The sequence below is a fragment of the Streptomyces davaonensis JCM 4913 genome (assembly GCF_000349325.1).
Classification (GTDB): domain Bacteria; phylum Actinomycetota; class Actinomycetes; order Streptomycetales; family Streptomycetaceae; genus Streptomyces; species Streptomyces davaonensis.
On record NC_020504.1, the window covers coordinates 8,407,408 to 8,423,301 of the forward strand.

The window sequence follows — 15,894 nt, forward strand, 5'->3', positions numbered from 1 at the left end:
CGGCCCGCCATGCTTCCGAAGGAAAGATCATGAAACCTCAATCCCAGCCCGATGTCCTGGTCGTCGGCGGCGGCATCGGCGGCCTCAGCTCCGCCTACGCCCTGGCCCGCCAGGGACTGCGCGTCCGTGTCCTGGAACGCGCCAAGGAGTTCGGCGAAGTCGGCGCGGGCCTCCAGATCGCGCCCAACTGCACCCGCATCCTCGCCGAGTACGGCCTGCTGGACGAGGCCAGGTCCCTCGGTGTGCTCCCCGAGAACATGGTCATGCGCGACGCGCTCGACTCCCGGGAGCTGACCCGCCTCGATCTGCGCGATCTCGAACGGCGGTACGGCTACCCGTACATGGTGATCCACCGCAGCGATCTGCACGGCATCTTCCTGCGCGCCTGCGAACGCGCCGGTGTCGAGCTGCTGACCGACCGGACCGTCGTCGGCTACGAGAACACCGCCGACGGCGCCCGGGTCCTCCTGGAGGACGGCAAGGTCGAGTCGGCCCCGCTGGTCGTCGCGGCCGACGGACTGAACTCCGTCGCCCGCCGCCTGCTCGTCGGTGACGACGTGGTCAGCTCCGACTACGTCGCCTACCGCGCCGCCGTACCCATCGAGCAGGTCCGGGACAACGGCGTCGCGGAGAAGGACGTCACGGTCTACATCGGCCCGCGCTGCCACTTCGTCCAGTACGCCCTGCGCGGCGGCGACATGTTCAACCAGGTCGCCGTGTTCGAGTCGCCCAAGGCGCTGGCCGGGCAGGCCGACTGGGGGACGCCCGACGAGCTGGACGCGGCCTTCGAGGCCACCTGCGACACCGTGCGCAAGGGCATTCCGCTGATGTGGCGGGACCGCTGGTGGCAGATGCTCGACCGGGACCCCGTGGAGAACTGGGTGCACGGCCGCATCGCCCTGCTCGGGGACGCCGCGCATCCGCCGCTCCAGTACATGGCGCAGGGCGCGATCATGGCCATCGAGGACGGCTGGGTGCTGGCACGGCACTATGCCGGGCGACGGGACTGGGACGCGGCCCTCGCGGCCTATGAGGCGGTGCGTGTCGAGCACTGCCGCCGGGTGCAGAGCACCGCCCGCGAGTGGGGCAAGCTCTGGCACCTCGACGGGACGCCCCGGCGCCGGCGCAACGAGATCATGCGGGCGCGGGACACGTACGACTACGGCTTCACGGACTGGGTGTACGGCCCGACCGCGCTCACCCCGGACGAGGAGCCGGCCATGTTCACGCCGATCCCGCTGAGCACTGTCAGTGGTGCGCCGTAGCCTTCGGATCATGGCGACGCTCGACGACATCACAGCCCTGCTGGGAGAACCCCGTTTCCACTGGTCCGACCCCGCTCCCTGGGACCGTCTTGAACAGGAACTCGGAGTCCGCTTCCCCGCTGACTTCCGGGAGATAGCCGACGCCTACGGTCCGATCCTGATCAACGGTCAGGTGTCTTTGGACCACCCTGGCCATGCGACCAGGAACCTGGGCGAGACGATCAAGGAGGAGATCGGGTTCTGGCTGGAGGAGGACGCGGACCAGGAGAACATCCCGAGCAGGGCGGGGGCGCTTCCCGGGGAGTTGTTGCCGGTCGCGACCGGATCGCAGGGGGAGACGGTCTTCCTGCGGGTGCCGGAGTCTCCGTCGGAGCCTTGGGCCGTGGGCGTGCACGAATGGGACAGCTTCAGCTTCGTTCTGCACGAAAAGCCGTTCGGTGACTGGCTGTTGGCGTACCTCAAGAACGAGGACGCCACGATGTACTCCTCCGAATCGGAGCCGGGGCGCCCGTTCTACGAGCCTACGAAGTGACGACGGTGCTGCCCATCTCGGCCGGGAAGGCCCGTGCCGAGGCCGTGCGGGGTCTCGGCAGCTGGGGCAGGTGCGGGCGGCCGGGGACTCCCGCCTCGATGTCGGCGATCAGCGCGCGCAGCGCCTCGTGGCCGTGCGGCAGGGCCGGGGTGCCGTCCAGCGCGGCCAGGGTGCGCCGGGCGCGGTGGAGGGCGCGGGCGTCGCGGCCCTGGCGGTGGTCGACGTAGGCGGTGGCGTAGCGGGCGAGCAGCGTGGCCCAGTCGTCGTCGCGGACGTCCGGCCGGGCCAGTGCGCGCCGGGCCGTCCGGCGGGCGGCGCTGGGGGCGAAGGCGGCCTGGGCGACGGCCTGGGCGGCCAGGCTGACGGCGGGGGAGGGGCCGTACTCCGGTCGGGAGGGGACCGTGCGCGCGGACTCGGCGAAGTGCTCGGCGGCGCCTCGCGGATCGTTCTCGTGCAGGGCGATCAGCCCCTGTACGTGCGCGATGTGACCGACCGCGGTGTCGTCGCCGGCCAGGACCGCCTGCGGCCAGGACCGCCCCAGCAGCGCGCGAGCGGCCTGCGGATCGCGGCCCGCGGTGAGCCAGGCGGCCAGCCACCGCCCGCGCACGCCCACCGGGCTGTCCGCCGGGCACAGCGGCAGCAGCCGCAGCAGATAGTCGCGCCCCTCCTCGGCATGGCCGTACACCACCCACCAGAACCACAGGCCCACGACCGTCTCCAGGGCCGTGACACTCTGGTCGGGCCGATGCACCGCCTGGTTCAGTACAGCGGTCAGCTCTTCCCGCTCCTCGTGCACGAGTGCCACGGCCTGCCTCTGGAGGCCCGCCGCCCACAGGTGGCGTGCCGTGTCCGCGATCTGGCGGGAGTGCGTCGCCCGGCGTTCCAGGGCCGTCTCGCACTCGCCCGCCGCCCGCAGTCGCTCGGCGCCGAAGTCCCGCGCGGCCCGCGTCATCCGGTAGCGCGGCGGCCGCAGTCCACCGGGGTCACGGACCGGTTCGAGGACATTGATGGCCGCCAGCCGGGCCAGCAGGGACGGCACCCGCTGGGGTGCCACGCCACCGCCGCCGCACAGAAAGGACGCGGTGGACTCGTTGAACGCCCCGGTGAACACGCTGGCCCGGCCCCAGACGATCCGCGCCTCGCGCTCGCACAGCGCGTAACTCGCCCCGACCGTGGCTCGCAGCGAACGGTGCCGGCGCAGCGCGGGGCCCTCGCCGTGCAGCCAGCACTGGTGCACCTCCAGGACGGCGGCGAGGTCGTGCACCTGCTGGAACGCGAGTTGCTCGGCGGCCAGTTCGAGGGCGAGCGGGACACCTTCGAGCGAGCGGCAGATCCGCTCCACCGCCCGCAGATCGGCTCCCTCGGCACGGAAGCCGTCCACCGCGGCCCGGGCCCGGCGCAGGAAGAGCTCCACCCCGGGACCGGCGGTGAGCGGCAGCAGTCTCAGCACCCGCTCCTCGCCCAGCCCCAGCGCCTGGCGCGACGTCACCAGCACCCGCAGTCCGGGCACAGCCGCCAGCAGCCGCTGCACCAGGCCCATGGCCGTCCGCTGGACCGGGTCCACGTCGTCGAGGAAGAGCAGGACACCCGTCGCGGGCAACTCCCGCACCAGGTCGGCGAAGTCGCTGCGCGGGTGCTGACCGGTGAGCGCCCGGCGCACGGCCTTGGCGAGCGCCCCCGGAGCGCCGGAACAGTCGCCCTGCCCGTGCACATGGACGATCTGCCGCCAGGGCCCCCGCGCGCCCACGGTCGCCGCCAGTCGGCTCTTGCCGACGCCCGCCCGCCCGGTCACGGTGACCAGCCGGTGCTCCGTCAGCAGCCGTTCGAGCCGGGCCGACTCCGGTGCTCGCCCCACCAGGTCATCGGTGGCTCCGGCGGCGCACGGCCCTGGTGTCGCCGAGCCGCCGACGCACTTCCACACGTTCATGAGTTACCGCACTCTCCGGACATCGGTGATCGGTGACACCGGTCCGGGGGTCGGCGACCCGGAACGCAGAACCGTCACTGCTGCGGTGTCACGGCAATTCCAACGTGGGATCCGGGGCGAGGTGGCGACCTTGTAGGCGGGACCACACGGTGCAGCGATCGTCCGAACTGGCGTTCGATCAAGGGGGGTGGGTGGGGCGTGCGCTCCGGCGTACCGAATCGGCTGGGGCGAAGGCGCCGGTTACCCTGGCGTAATGATCGAGAACCTTCCGCCCTGTCCGAAGTGCTCCTGCGAGTACACCTACGAAATGAACGCCCTGGTGGTCTGTCCCGAGTGCGGCCACGAGTGGGTGCCCGCCGAAGGTGAGGGCGACTCCACGGGCGAGCGGGTCGTGAAGGACGCCGTGGGCAATGTGCTTCAGGACGGCGACTCCGTGGTCGTCGTCAAGGCGCTCAAGGTCAAGGGCAGCCCCTCGGGGATCAAGGCCGGGACCAAGGTGCGCAACATCCGCCTCGTCGACGGGGTCGACGGGCATGACATCGACTGCAAGGTCGAGGGATTCGGGGCGATGCAGCTGAAGTCCAGCGTGGTCAAGAAGGCCTGACCCGGCCGCCCCCTGTCCCGGGCGGGAACGCGAGGGGGGTCGACCGCTGCGGAATTGCAAAATTTCGCAATTGGTTAGATGCTGTGTTCGCTGTGCTCGCAGGTAGCCGCGAGCACAGCTTTCGCGTCCGCCCGCATGGAGGCATGACCCAATGGCCACCGGGCTCGAAGCCCTGCCCTGGCGGCATGTGCTCACCCTGCCCACCGAGCCGTCGGCCGTCCGGGTCGCGCGCGAGACGGCCGAGCAGGTCCTGACCGAGTGGGGCATCGGGGTGCGCCACCCCGCGGCGGATCCCGCCCTGCTGATCCTGAGCGAACTGGTCACCAACAGCGTCCGGCACGCTGCCGCCGTCTCCCCGACGGTGACCGTGGTCTACGCCGCGGGCCCGGACTGTCTGGTCCTGGCCGTCCATGACCGCCACCCCTACCGGCCCCGGCTGTGCGGGCCCCTCGCCGATGGCGGCCGTGGCCTGGTCACCGTCATGGAACTCGTCCGCGCGCTGGGCGGTACGGCGGTGGTCCGCGCGGACGGCGACGGCCGGGGCAAGAGTGTATGGATCACGCTTCCGCTGCGCTCGAGCGGCGAGGTGCTGAGGGGAACCCCGGCCTCCTCGCCTGACCTCGGGAATTGCTAAAGTTGGCAACTCCTGAGGTCATCACCGCCGGTGCCGCAGGCGAGGATCGGAGGGGCGCCACGGTGAGTACGCCGCTGTATCAACTCAAGGCCGAGTTCTTCAAGACGCTGGGTCATCCGGCCCGTATCCGGGTGCTGGAGCTGCTGAGCGAGCGCGAGCACGCCGTCGCCGAGATGCTGCCCGAGGTGGGGATCGAGCCCGCGCACCTGTCCCAGCAGCTGGCCGTGCTGCGCCGGGCCAACCTCGTGGTGACGCGCAAGGAGGGCTCGACCGTGTACTACTCGCTGACCAGCCCGCATGTCGCCGAGCTGCTCCGGGTCGCCCGCACCATCCTGTCCGGCGTCCTGGCCGGCCAGGCCGAACTGCTCGCCGACCTCAAGGCCGCCCAAGGGGAGGCGAAGCCGTCGTCCTAGCGATGGCCCTCTTTGGCCGGTCTTCTCCTTGTGAACGGTGCGCCCACCCCCTCACCCGTTCGGTTTAGGTTAGGCTAACCTTGCCGCGTGCGATCAGAAGAAGAGAGCTCCGCGGCCCTGCGTCCCCGTGGCCATGAACTGGCGGCCACCGCCGTCACCGTGGCCTACGACGGCGTCGACGTCGTGCACGACGCGTCGGTGGCGCTGCGGCCCGGTGAAGTGACCGTGCTGGTGGGGCCGAACGGCAGCGGGAAGTCCACGCTGCTGCGGACGATCGCTCGCCTTCAGCGGCCGAGGACCGCCACCGTCGTCATCGACGGCACCGACGCACTGGCCCTGACGCCCCGTGAGTTCTCGCGCCGGGTCGCCCTGTTGACCCAGGGCCGGCCCACACCCAGCGGGCTGACCGTGCGGGACGTCGTCGAGTTCGGCCGCTACCCCTACCGGGGCCGCTGGGGCCGCGCGGATCCGGACGGCCGGGCCGCGGTGGACCGCGCGCTGGCCATGACCGGCGTCGCGGAACTCGCCGAGCGCGGCGCCGAGCATCTCTCCGGCGGCCAGCTCCAGCGGGTCTGGCTCGCGAGCTGCCTCGCCCAGGAGACCGGCGTACTGCTGCTGGACGAGCCCACGACCTACCTCGATCTGCGCTATCAGATCGAACTCCTCGACCTCGTCCGCGATCTGGCGGACGACCACGGGATCGCGGTGGGCGCCGTCCTGCACGACCTGGACCAGGCCGCGGCCCTCGCCGACCGGATCGTGCTGCTGCACCAGGGACGGGTCATCGCCGACGGCCTCCCCGAGGACGTCCTGACCGCCCAGCGGCTCACCGACACCTACGGCATCCGCATCGAAGTCGGCACCGACCCCCTGACGGGCCGGCTGCGCACCCGCGCGATCGGCCGGCACCACACGCGAAGCGAAAGGCTCAGCACCCCCTCATGAGACGCCTCCTGATGACCGCGGCGGCCGCCACCGCCGCGGCGCTCACCCTGGCCGCCTGCGGCACGACCGAGCCCGCCGCCGACGGCCACGACGCCAAGCCGAGCGGCGAGCGCATCACCCTCACCGACGCCTCCGGCGCGAAGGTCGAACTCGACGGACCGGCCACCAAGGTCGTCGGCACCGAGTGGCACGAGGTCGAGCTGTTGGTCTCGCTGGGCGTGGACCCGGTCGGCGTCGCCGACGTCAAGGGCTACAGCACCTGGGACCAGGCCGTACCGCTGAAGAACGAGCCCAAGGACATCGGCACCCGCGGCGAGCCCAGCATGGACACCATCGCCGCCCTCGAGCCGGACCTCATCGTCGCCAGCACCGACCTGCCGCCCGCCGCGGTGAAGCAACTGCGCGAGGTCGCCCCGGTGGTGGAGGTCCGTTCCGCCGACGCCGCCGACCCGATCGGGCAGATGACGGAGAACCTCGACCTGCTCGCGAAGGCCACCGGCACCACCGAGCAGGCCGACAAGATCAAGGAAGAGTTCGACGCGAAGCTCGCCGAGGGCAAGAAGGCCCTCGCGGACGCCGGTCTCGACGGCGCCGGGTACGCCTTCGCGGACGGCTACGACATCTCCAACCAGGTCTCGATCCGCCCCTTCACCAGCGGCTCGCTCATCGGCGCCGTCAACGAGAAGCTCGGCCTGAAGAACGACTGGACGGTCAAGGGGGACGAGAGCTACGGCCTCGGCTCCACCGACGTCGAAGGGCTCACCAAGCTGAGCGACGACGTGCACTTCGCCTACATCGGCAACGACGGCGACAAGAGCAGCACCCCCTTCACCGACGCCCTCGCCAAGGACAAGGTGTGGACGTCGCTGCCGTTCGTGAAGAAGGGCAACGTCCACCGACTGCCCGACGGCATCTGGATGTTCGGCGGTCCCGAGTCGATGAACCAGTACATCGACTCCGTCGTCGCCGCGCTGACGAAGTAGCGCCATGGCCGTCACCGCGACATCTCCCGCCACCCGTCCGCCGGTCACCACCTCCCGGACGGGAGCGGCCGCGGTGACGGCCGCACTGGTCCTGCTGGTCGCCGCCCTCGCGGTCGTCGACATCACGCAGGGCACGGCCGCCGTCGGCGCCTCCGAGGTGTGGAAGGCGTTCACCGGTCAGGCCGAAGCGGGCGACGCCTCCGTCGTCATCGAGTCCCGGCTGCCCAGGATGACCGCGGGGATCCTCGTCGGCGCCATGCTCGGCATGGCGGGCGCCGCCCTCCAGGCCGTCAGCCGCAACGTCCTCGCGTCCCCCGACACCCTGGCCGTCAACGCCGGTTCCTACCTCGCCCTCGGCCTGGTCGCCGTCACCGGCGTCTCGCTGCCGCTGCTCGCCTCCTCCGGCGTCGCGCTCCTCGGCAGCCTCGCCGCGTCCGCGGTCGTGCTCGGCCTGTCGGGCCTGGGGGCGGGAACGGTACGGCTGGTGCTCGCGGGCACCGCCCTCATGCTGGGCCTCAACGCCGTCACCGAGGGACTGCTCCTGCTGTTCCCCGAGGAGACCCACGGGCTCTACCAGTGGAACCAGGGCAGCATCGGCCAGAACGGCTTCGACGGCGTCATCCGGATGGCGCCCCTCGGTCTCGCCGGGCTCCTCGGGCTGCTGCTCGTCGCCCGCAGGGTCGACGCGCTCGCCCTCGGCGACGACGCCGCCCGGGGTCTCGGCGTGCCCGTCCGCGCCACCCGCGTCACGGCGGTCGTGCTCGCGGCCCTGCTGTCCGCCGCGTCCGTCACCCTCGCCGGACCCATCGGCTTCGTCGGCCTGTGCGCGCCCGCCCTGATCCGCGCCCTCGCCCGCAGATGCCGGGAGTTCACCCGCACCCGCGCGAGCCTTCCGCTCACCGGACTGACCGGCGCCGCCCTGGTCCTCGGCTCGGACGTGCTGCTCAGGTCCCTGGTCCCGGCGGACCTCGCGGTCGCCGTGCCCACGGGTGTCGTCACCAGCCTCGTCGGCGCAATCTTCCTGATCGTCATGGCCGTACGGCTGAAGGACACCGCGGCCTCGGCCGCACCCGACCGGCTGCGCATCAGAAGCCGCGCCGTCTTTCTTATGGTGACGGCCGTCCTGGTGGTCGTGCTCATCGGTGTCACGATCGCCGCCGTACTCCTGGGCGACGCCAAGCTGTTGCTCGGCGACGTCGTCAACTGGGCGCAGGGCAGATCGGGTCAGACCGTCTCCTTCGTCCTCGACACCCGCATGCCCCGGGTCCTCGCCGCGCTGCTGGCCGGAGCGGCTCTCGCGCTGGCCGGGACGCTCATCCAGGCGGTGACCCGCAATCCCCTGGCCGAGCCCGCCGTGCTCGGCGTCTCCGGCGGGGCCGCGCTGGGCGCCGTACTCCTGGTGACGACCGTTCCGCTGGCCGGATCGTGGGGCATGTCGGGCGCGGCGTTCGCGGGCGCGGCGGTCAGTTCCGTCATCGTCTTCGGGCTCGCCGCGCGGGGCGGGTTCCAGCAGAACCGCCTCGTCCTCGTCGGCATCGGCGTCGCCACCGCCGCGACCGCGCTGATCAGCCTGCTGATCGTGCTCACCGACCCGTTCAACGCGGTCAAGGCCCTCACCTGGCTGTCCGGTTCGACCTACGGCCGGACCCTGCCGGACGTCGTGCCGCTCGCGGTCGTCGTCGCGCTGGGGCTGGTCGTCGCGGTGCTGCGGCGCTCGGAGCTCGACCTGGTCTCGCTCGACGAGGACACCCCGCGGCTGCTGGGCATGGACCTGGCCAGGGGGCGGCTCGGCTTCCTCGTCCTGGGCGTGCTGCTGAGCGCCACCGCGGTCGCCGCCGCAGGCACGATCGGCTTCGTCGGACTCGTCGCCCCGCATGCCGCTCGCGCCTTGGTGGGCCGCCCGCACGCCCGGGTCGTCCCCGTGGCCGTCCTGCTCGGCGCGGCCCTGGTCTGCACAGCGGATCTGCTCGGCCGCACCGTGATCGCGCCCGCACAACTCGGCGCCGGAATGGTGACCGCGGTGATCGGCACGCCGTACTTCCTGTATCTGCTGGTGCGCAGCCGCCGTTGAGGGTGGTGCGGGAGAGTTTGCCGCGAGGGGCTTGCCCGGAGGAGCGTTCCGTTGGCGGTCCTGTCGGGTGGAGCCTGCCGCGAGGGGCCCTGTCGGGAAGACCTGGCGCTGGCGGTCCCGTCCGTTGGTGTCCGCTGTCCGGGGCCTTGCCGGTGGCGCCTGATGCCAGGGGCTTTGGTGGGTGGAGCCTGGCGATGGCGGCCCCGCCCGGTGGCGCCTGCCGTCCGGGCCCTGTCGGTGGTGCCCGCCGTCACCGGTCCTGCCGGTAGCGCCCGCCGTCATCGGTCCCGTCGGTTCAGCCTGCGGCGGGCGACGAGTTCGACGGTCAGGGCCACTGACAGGGCCTCCACCGCCAGCAGGGCGATGAGGACGAAGACCTGGACGGTGCCTGCCAGGACGGGCGAGGCGCCGGCCAGGAGCATGCCGACGAACGCGCCCGGGAGGGTGACCAGACCGACCGTGCGGGTCTGGTCCAGGGCGGGCAGCAGCGCGTCCGAGGCGGCGCCGCGGGCCACTTCGAGGTGGGCGTCGCGGTCCGGGAAGCCCAGCGACAGCGCCGCCTCGACCTCCCCGAACCGCCCGGCGACCTCGTCCAGCGCGCGCCGGCCGGACAGCACGGTCGCGGTCAGCGCGCCGCCGATGAGGATGCCGGTCACCGGGATGACGGCGATACCGGGCACGGTGAGCAGCCCGGCCAGCACCAGGGCCGCGACGACCGGCGCCACCGGCACCGCGATCGGCAGCGCCGCCCACCACCAGGTGCCGTTCGTGGTGATCCGGCGCCCAGCGGTACGGGTCGCCACGGCGAACATCAGGAACAGGAAGCCGATCAGGGCCGCGGTGTGGTGGACGGCCCAGCCGATCACCAGGGACACCGCGGCCAGTTGGAGGGCCGCCCGCACGCCCGCCGTCACGACCTCACGGGCCCGCCCGTACGACTCGTCCGGCGCGAGCCGGAAGACGGCGGCCACCGCGGTGGCCACGAGCAGCAGGACGGCGAGGGCGACGGCGAGCGTGGTGTTGACGGGCAGCAGGGTGTCGGCGGCGAGGGGACGCACGGGTAGTGGCTGTTCCCGTCTACTTCCGGAGGCTGCCCGCATTCTGCGCCAGGAGGGAGGAGCAGATCTCCCCGGCGCGTACGGCGGTCGTGGACAGCAGGGTCGAGGTGAGGCCGTGAGTGTGCTCGGTGCCGCCCTGGAGGTAGATCTCCGCCCGCACGTGCGCGGCGGTCTCCACGCGGTGGTCGCGTCCGACCCGGAGCTGGTCCTCCTCGTCCCGCAGGCAGAGCTTGGCGATCTCCCCGAGATGGTCGCCGATGCCCCGGGGCTGATAGCCGGTGGCGTAGACGATCAGATCGCAGTCCAGTTCCTGGCGTTGCCCGGTGGGCAGGAACTCCACCGTGACCCGCAGCCCGTCGGCGTCGCTCGCGACCTCGCGGATGCGGGAGACGTTCAGCATCCGCAGCCGCTGTCTGCCCTGGACCTTCTCCTGGTACATCGTGCGTGACAGCGACTCGATCAACTCCATGTCGACCACGGAGTAGTTGGTGGAGCGGTGGTAGTCGTGCAGCGACTGCTTCACCTCCGCCGGCGCGCCGAAGTACAGGTCCACGGCCTCGGGGTCGAAGATCCGGTTGGCGAAGGGGCTGTCGTCCGCCGGTGTGTAGCCGTACTTGGCGAACACCGAGCAGATCTCGGCCTCGGGGAAGGTGCGGTGGAGGTAGTCCACGGCCTCGGCGGCGCTTTGTCCGGCGCCGAGGACGACGGCACGGCGAACGGGTGTGCCGGAGCGGGTGAGTCGGTCCACTCGCGGCAGTAACTCGCTGTTGTGCCAGACCCGGTCCGACCGGGCGGCACCGGGCGGCAGATGCGGTTCCAGGCCGGTGGCCACGCACAGGGTGCGGGTCCGGCGTACGGTCAGCCGCTCCGGGGCGGCGGGATCGCGGCTGGCCACGTCGAACCAGCGGACCTCGCCGTCCTCGGTGACCGGCTTCACGGAGACCACCTCGGCGGCGTACTCGACGAGGTGCTCGACCCGGGCGGCGGCCCACTCGAAGTAGTCGTGGAACTCGATGCGCAGCGGGAAAAGGGTCTTCTGGTTGAGGAAGTCGACCAGCCTGCCGCGCTCGCGCAGATAGCACAGGAAGCTGAAGTCGCTGGTGGGATCACGCATCGTCACCAGGTCCTTCAGGAAGGACACTTGCATGGTGGCGTCGTCGATCAGCATGCCGCGGTGCCAGCCGAACCGCGGTTGCCGTTCCAGGAATCCGACGCGGAATCCGGCTCCCTGATGTGGGCTCACGCCGTGCTCGTGGAGCGCGATCGCGAGTGCGAGATGGGACGGGCCGAAGCCGAGTCCCAGTACGTCGTAGATGGAGTCCGGATCACTGTGCAGCGTCGTCACCGCGTCATCGCCTCCTGTAGGGGGGAGTTCCCACAGTGGTCTCAGATCAGGGACACAGTCTCCCCCGAGCAGGCACATGCTAGATAAGGTTAGCCTTACCTAGCAATGGCTGAGGAGGGCTTATATGCGGGTCGTCATGTTCGGGTACCAGACCTGGGGGCACCGGACGCTGCGGGCTCTGCTGGACTCCGAGCACGAAGTGGTCCTGGTCGTCACCCACCCCAAGAGCGATCACGTCTACGAGCGCATCTGGAGCGACTCCGTCGCCGACCTCGCCGAAAAGCACGGCGTGCCCGTGCTGTTGCGCAACCGGCCGGGCGACGAGGAACTCCTCCGGGCTCTCAAGGAGGCCGAGCCGGACATCATCGTCGCGAACAACTGGCGCACCTGGCTTCCCGCGGAGATCTTCGACCTGCCGCCGCACGGCACGCTCAACATCCACGACTCGCTGCTGCCCTCCTACGCCGGCTTCTCGCCGCTGATCTGGGCGCTCATCAACGGCGAGCAGCAGGTCGGGGTCACCGCCCACCGCATGGACGCCGAGCTCGACATGGGCGACATCCTGCTCCAGCGCGCGGTGCCCGTCGGACCCGCGGACACGGCAACCGACCTGTTCCACCGCACTGTTGACCTGATCGGCCCGGTGGTCCGCGAGTCCCTGGACCTCATCGCCTCCGGCGCGGCCGAGTGGATCGCGCAGGACCGCTCCCGGTCGAGCTTCTTCCACAAGCGGTCCCTGGAGGACAGCCGGATCGACTGGACCTGGCCCGCCGAGGACCTGGAACGCCTGGTGCGCGCCCAGTCGGACCCGTACCCGAACGCCTTCACCCACCACCGCGGCGAGCGCCTCAGGATCGTCAAGGCGGCGGTCTCCCAAGGGCGTTACGGCGGCACCCCGGGCCGGATCTTCATCCGCGAGGGGGACGGCGTCGTCATCGTGGCCGGGGCCGGGGCGCGTTCGGGGCGGCTGCCAGGGCTGCTGGTCCAGCGGGTGCGGACCGAGGACGGCACCGAACACGCGGCCACCGACTACTTCCGCACGATGGGCGGCTACTTGACGGCCCGTCCGTAACCGCCGAGGGCGCCGGTCCCGCCTGGCTTCAGCCGGTGGCGACCGGCGCCGCGTCCTCGATCCCCTCATGGTGGCGCCCCATCGGGATCACCATCGGCGTCCCGCTCACCGGGTCCGTGCCCACGACACACCGCAGCCCGAAGACCTCCTGCACCATCGCCGCGGTCACCACCTCGGCCGGAGCGCCCTCGCCCGAGATCCTGCCGCCCTTCATCGCGACGATGTGATCGGCGTACCGGCAGGCCTGGTTGAGGTCGTGCAGCACCATCACGACCGTGCGGCCCTGATGCCGGTTGAGGTCGGTGATCAGGTCCAGCACGTCGATCTGATGGGCGAGATCGAGGTACGTCGTCGGCTCGTCCAGCAGCATCACCGGGGTGCCCTGGGCGACGGCCATGGCGATCCAGGCCCGCTGCCGCTGCCCGCCGGACAGCTCGTCCACCGCCCGGTGCGCCAGGTCGGCCATGTCGGTCGCGCGCAGCGCCTCGTGCACCGCCTCCTCGTCGGCCGACGACCACTGCCGCCACCAGGTCTGGTGCGGTGAACGGCCGCGCCCCACCAGGTCGATGACGGTCAAACCCTCGGGCGCGACGGGGGACTGCGGCAGGATGCCGAGCCGCTGCGCGAGGCTCCGGGTGGGGATCGAGTGGATCGAGCGCCCGTCCAGCGCCACCGCCCCGGCCCTGGGGTTCAGCAGCCGGGCCAGGGCGCGCAGCAGCGTGGACTTGCCGCACGCGTTGGCCCCGACGATCACGGTGATGCGGCCGGTCGGCACCACCAGGTCGAGATCCTCGACCACCACCCGGTCGTCGTACGCCAGTTTCAGGCCCTCGGCGCGCAGTTCGGGGCCGCGGGCCTCGGCGGAGTCGGTCTTCGACACTTGTCAGCCTCCTGAACCGGCGCGGTTGGCGCGGATGAGCAGCCACAGCAGGACGGGCGCGCCGAGCACACCCGTGACGATCCCGACCGGAAGCTCCGTGTCCGACAGGAGCTTTCGGGCGACGAGATCGGAACCCAGCACCATCACGGCACCGGTCAGCCCGGCGGCCACCGGCGGCGGGAAGGCCGTACCGGCCAGGCGCTGGGCGACCTGGGGCGCGGCGAGCGCCACGAACGCCACGGGGCCCGCGGTGGCGGTACCGAAGGCCACCAGGCCGACGGCGGCGAGGAGCACGGCCACGCGGACCGTCTGCACGCGCGTCCCGAGGCCCCGGGCGACGTCGTCACCGAGTTCCAGTGTCCGCGTCAGCCGGCCGAGCAGCAGCGCGGGCGGGAGCAGCAGGGCCATTGCCCAGGCGAGCGGGGTGATCTGGTCCCAGGTACGGCCGTTGAGGTTGCCGACCAGCCAGCCCAGCGCGGCCTGCGCCTGGAAGCGCTGCCCCCGGGCCATCAGATAGTCGGTGGCGCTGGTGCAGATCCAGGCGACACCGACGCCGACGAGGACGATCCGGTAGCCGCTGGTGCCCCGCTTCCAGGCCAGCGCGTACACGAGCAGCGCGGCGACCAGCGCACCGAGCAGACCGAGCGCCTGGGTGCCGAGTCCCCCGTCCCAGCCGAGGACGATGCCGGCCACCACGGCCGTACCGGCGCCCTGGGTGATGCCCATCATGTCGGGGCTGGCGAGCGGATTGCGGGTCAAGGTCTGGAGCAGGGCGCCGGAGACACCGAACGCGATGCCGACGAGCAGACCCGCGAGGGCCCGGGGAAGGCGCAATTCATGGACGATCAGCTCGGTGCCGGGATCGCTCGCGCCCACCAGCGCCCGCAGGACATCGCCGAGCGGCAGCGCGATGTCCCCGACCGAGGTCTCCACGGCGAACAGCAGGAAAGCGGCGGCCGCGAGCACCAGGCACACGACCAGCAGCCGGGGCCGCAACAGCCCGGAGACGGGCGGCAATGTGAGCCGGAAGGGGACGCGTCCGGCGGTGCGGCGGGACGTGGCTGGGGCCGCGGAGCCCTTGCCCCCTGGTGCGAGGTCCGTGGTCATGGGTCACAGCTCCGCGAGTCGTCGGCGGCGCACCAGGGCGATGAAGAACGGGCCGCCGAGGAAGGCGACCAGGATGCCGGCCTGGATCTCGACCGGTTTCGCGATCAGGCGGCCGGCGATGTCGGCGGCCAGCAGCAGACAGGGCGCGAGTACGGCCGACAGGGGCAGCAGCCAGCGGTGGTCCGGGCCGATCCCGGCGTACTGCGCGAGCACGCGGGCGATGTGCGGCACGACCAGGCCGACGAAGACGACCGGGCCGATGACGGCGACGGCGCCGCCGGTGAGCAGCGTGACGGCCACCACGCCCTGGACCCGGACCACACCGACCCGGAGCCCGAGCGACCGGGCGACGTCGTCGCCGAGCGCGAGGCGGTTGAGGGCGGGCGCGCAGGCCAGGGCGAGAACGGCGCCGACGCCGAGGAACGGCAGTACGCGCAGCAGGACTTCCTCGTTCTGGTTGGCCAGGGAGCCCGCAGACCAGAACCGGTACCGGTTCAAGGCGTCCGGGTCGGTCAGCGCGACGGCGCTGGTCAGTGAGAACAGCAGCGAGGTCACCGCGACCCCGGCCAGCGCCAGCTTCACCGGAGTCGAGCCCGAGCGCCCGAGCCCGCCCAGCAGATAGACCAGCACGCTCGCGGCCATCGCCCCGGCGAACGCGAACCAGATGTAGCCGTACACCGAACCGATGCCGAGGACCCCGACGGACAGCACGACGGCGAAGGCCGCGCCCGCGCTCACGCCGAGGATGCCGGGGTCGGCCAGGGGATTGCGGGTCAGCGCCTGCATCAGCGCGCCCGAGAGGCCGAGCGCGGCGCCGGTGGCGAGGCCGAGGGCGGTACGGGGCAGCCGTACCGACCAGATCACGTTGTCGATACGGGAGTTGGGCGCGTCGCCGAGGAGGGTGTGCCAGACCTGGTCGAGCGGGACGCCGAGCGCGCCGTACGCCATCGACAGGCCGCACAGGACCAGCAGCGCCGCGCTCGAGAGCGCGAGCAGGAGTACCGCGCGGGGGCCTTTCGCCGCCCGGACCGCCGAGGTCCCCAACGTCACTTCCTTTG

Annotated in this window: 15 protein-coding genes; 9 read left to right on the forward strand and 6 right to left on the reverse strand. The window is 71.8% G+C overall.

Annotated features, from left to right (window positions below):
* Positions 1–29: 29 nt before the first annotated feature.
* A complete protein-coding gene (locus BN159_RS37245; protein ID WP_015662214.1) occupies positions 30–1,265 on the forward strand; it encodes an FAD-dependent oxidoreductase in 1,236 nt (411 codons plus the stop codon).
* A 10-nt stretch (positions 1,266–1,275) separates the two neighbouring features.
* Positions 1,276–1,797 (forward strand): SMI1/KNR4 family protein, encoded by a 522-nt coding sequence (locus BN159_RS37250; protein WP_015662215.1) that lies wholly within the window; start codon positions 1,276–1,278, stop codon positions 1,795–1,797.
* Here the strand turns inward: BN159_RS37250 and BN159_RS45455 are convergent.
* Positions 1,787–3,724 carry an ATP-binding protein gene (locus BN159_RS45455; RefSeq protein WP_015662216.1) on the reverse strand — a complete coding sequence of 646 codons (1,938 nt, stop codon included), beginning with the start codon at positions 3,722–3,724 and terminating at the stop codon, positions 1,787–1,789. The genes BN159_RS37250 and BN159_RS45455 overlap by 11 nt on opposite strands.
* 253 nt (positions 3,725–3,977) lie before the next feature.
* Between BN159_RS45455 and BN159_RS37260 the strand changes: the two genes are divergently transcribed.
* The 6 genes from BN159_RS37260 (at position 3,978) to BN159_RS37285 (ending at position 9,374) form a co-directional block, all read left to right on the forward strand.
* The gene (locus tag BN159_RS37260) at positions 3,978–4,328 is read left to right on the forward strand and encodes a zinc ribbon domain-containing protein YjdM (RefSeq protein ID WP_015662217.1); all 351 of its coding nucleotides are present in this window, start codon (positions 3,978–3,980) and stop codon (positions 4,326–4,328) included.
* 151 nt (positions 4,329–4,479) lie between these two features.
* On the forward strand, positions 4,480–4,962 hold the full coding sequence (locus BN159_RS37265) for an ATP-binding protein (protein ID WP_015662218.1): 483 nt from the start codon (positions 4,480–4,482) through the stop codon (positions 4,960–4,962).
* Positions 4,963–5,024: 62 nt separating this feature from the next.
* Positions 5,025–5,375 carry an ArsR/SmtB family transcription factor gene (locus BN159_RS37270; protein WP_015662219.1) on the forward strand — a complete coding sequence of 117 codons (351 nt, stop codon included), beginning with the start codon at positions 5,025–5,027 and terminating at the stop codon, positions 5,373–5,375.
* A gap of 87 nt (positions 5,376–5,462) precedes the next feature.
* Entirely contained in the window at positions 5,463–6,320 is an 858-nt protein-coding gene (locus BN159_RS37275) for an ABC transporter ATP-binding protein (protein WP_015662220.1), read from the forward strand.
* Complete coding sequence (locus BN159_RS37280; protein WP_015662221.1) at positions 6,317–7,303, forward strand: ABC transporter substrate-binding protein; 987 nt, start codon at positions 6,317–6,319, stop codon at positions 7,301–7,303. Before BN159_RS37275 ends, BN159_RS37280 begins: the two co-directional genes overlap by 4 nt.
* Positions 7,304–7,307: 4 nt before the next feature.
* Complete coding sequence (locus BN159_RS37285) at positions 7,308–9,374, forward strand: iron ABC transporter permease (protein ID WP_015662222.1); 2,067 nt, start codon at positions 7,308–7,310, stop codon at positions 9,372–9,374.
* A 278-nt stretch (positions 9,375–9,652) separates the two neighbouring features.
* On the opposite strand, the gene BN159_RS37290 is transcribed toward BN159_RS37285, so the two are convergent.
* Both BN159_RS37290 and BN159_RS37295 read right to left on the reverse strand, forming a co-directional pair.
* Positions 9,653–10,432 (reverse strand): ABC transporter permease, encoded by a 780-nt coding sequence (locus tag BN159_RS37290; protein WP_015662223.1) that lies wholly within the window; start codon positions 10,430–10,432, stop codon positions 9,653–9,655.
* A 19-nt stretch (positions 10,433–10,451) separates the two neighbouring features.
* A complete protein-coding gene (locus BN159_RS37295; RefSeq protein WP_015662224.1) occupies positions 10,452–11,777 on the reverse strand; it encodes a lysine N(6)-hydroxylase/L-ornithine N(5)-oxygenase family protein in 1,326 nt (441 codons plus the stop codon).
* Positions 11,778–11,901: 124 nt separating this feature from the next.
* On the opposite strand from BN159_RS37295, the gene BN159_RS37300 reads away from it, so the two are divergent.
* Positions 11,902–12,849 carry a methionyl-tRNA formyltransferase gene (locus tag BN159_RS37300; protein ID WP_015662225.1) on the forward strand — a complete coding sequence of 316 codons (948 nt, stop codon included), beginning with the start codon at positions 11,902–11,904 and terminating at the stop codon, positions 12,847–12,849.
* 28 nt (positions 12,850–12,877) lie between these two features.
* Here BN159_RS37300 and BN159_RS37305 read toward each other — a convergent pair whose 3' ends face one another.
* The 3 genes from BN159_RS37305 to BN159_RS37315 are packed head-to-tail and all read right to left on the reverse strand — an operon-like array spanning position 12,878 to position 15,880.
* Positions 12,878–13,729 (reverse strand): ABC transporter ATP-binding protein, encoded by an 852-nt coding sequence (locus BN159_RS37305; protein WP_015662226.1) that lies wholly within the window; start codon positions 13,727–13,729, stop codon positions 12,878–12,880.
* Between the two features lie 3 nt (positions 13,730–13,732).
* A complete protein-coding gene (locus BN159_RS37310) occupies positions 13,733–14,836 on the reverse strand; it encodes a FecCD family ABC transporter permease (protein ID WP_015662227.1) in 1,104 nt (367 codons plus the stop codon).
* A gap of 3 nt (positions 14,837–14,839) precedes the next feature.
* Positions 14,840–15,880 carry a FecCD family ABC transporter permease gene (locus BN159_RS37315; protein ID WP_015662228.1) on the reverse strand — a complete coding sequence of 347 codons (1,041 nt, stop codon included), beginning with the start codon at positions 15,878–15,880 and terminating at the stop codon, positions 14,840–14,842.
* Positions 15,881–15,894: the final 14 nt, after the last annotated feature.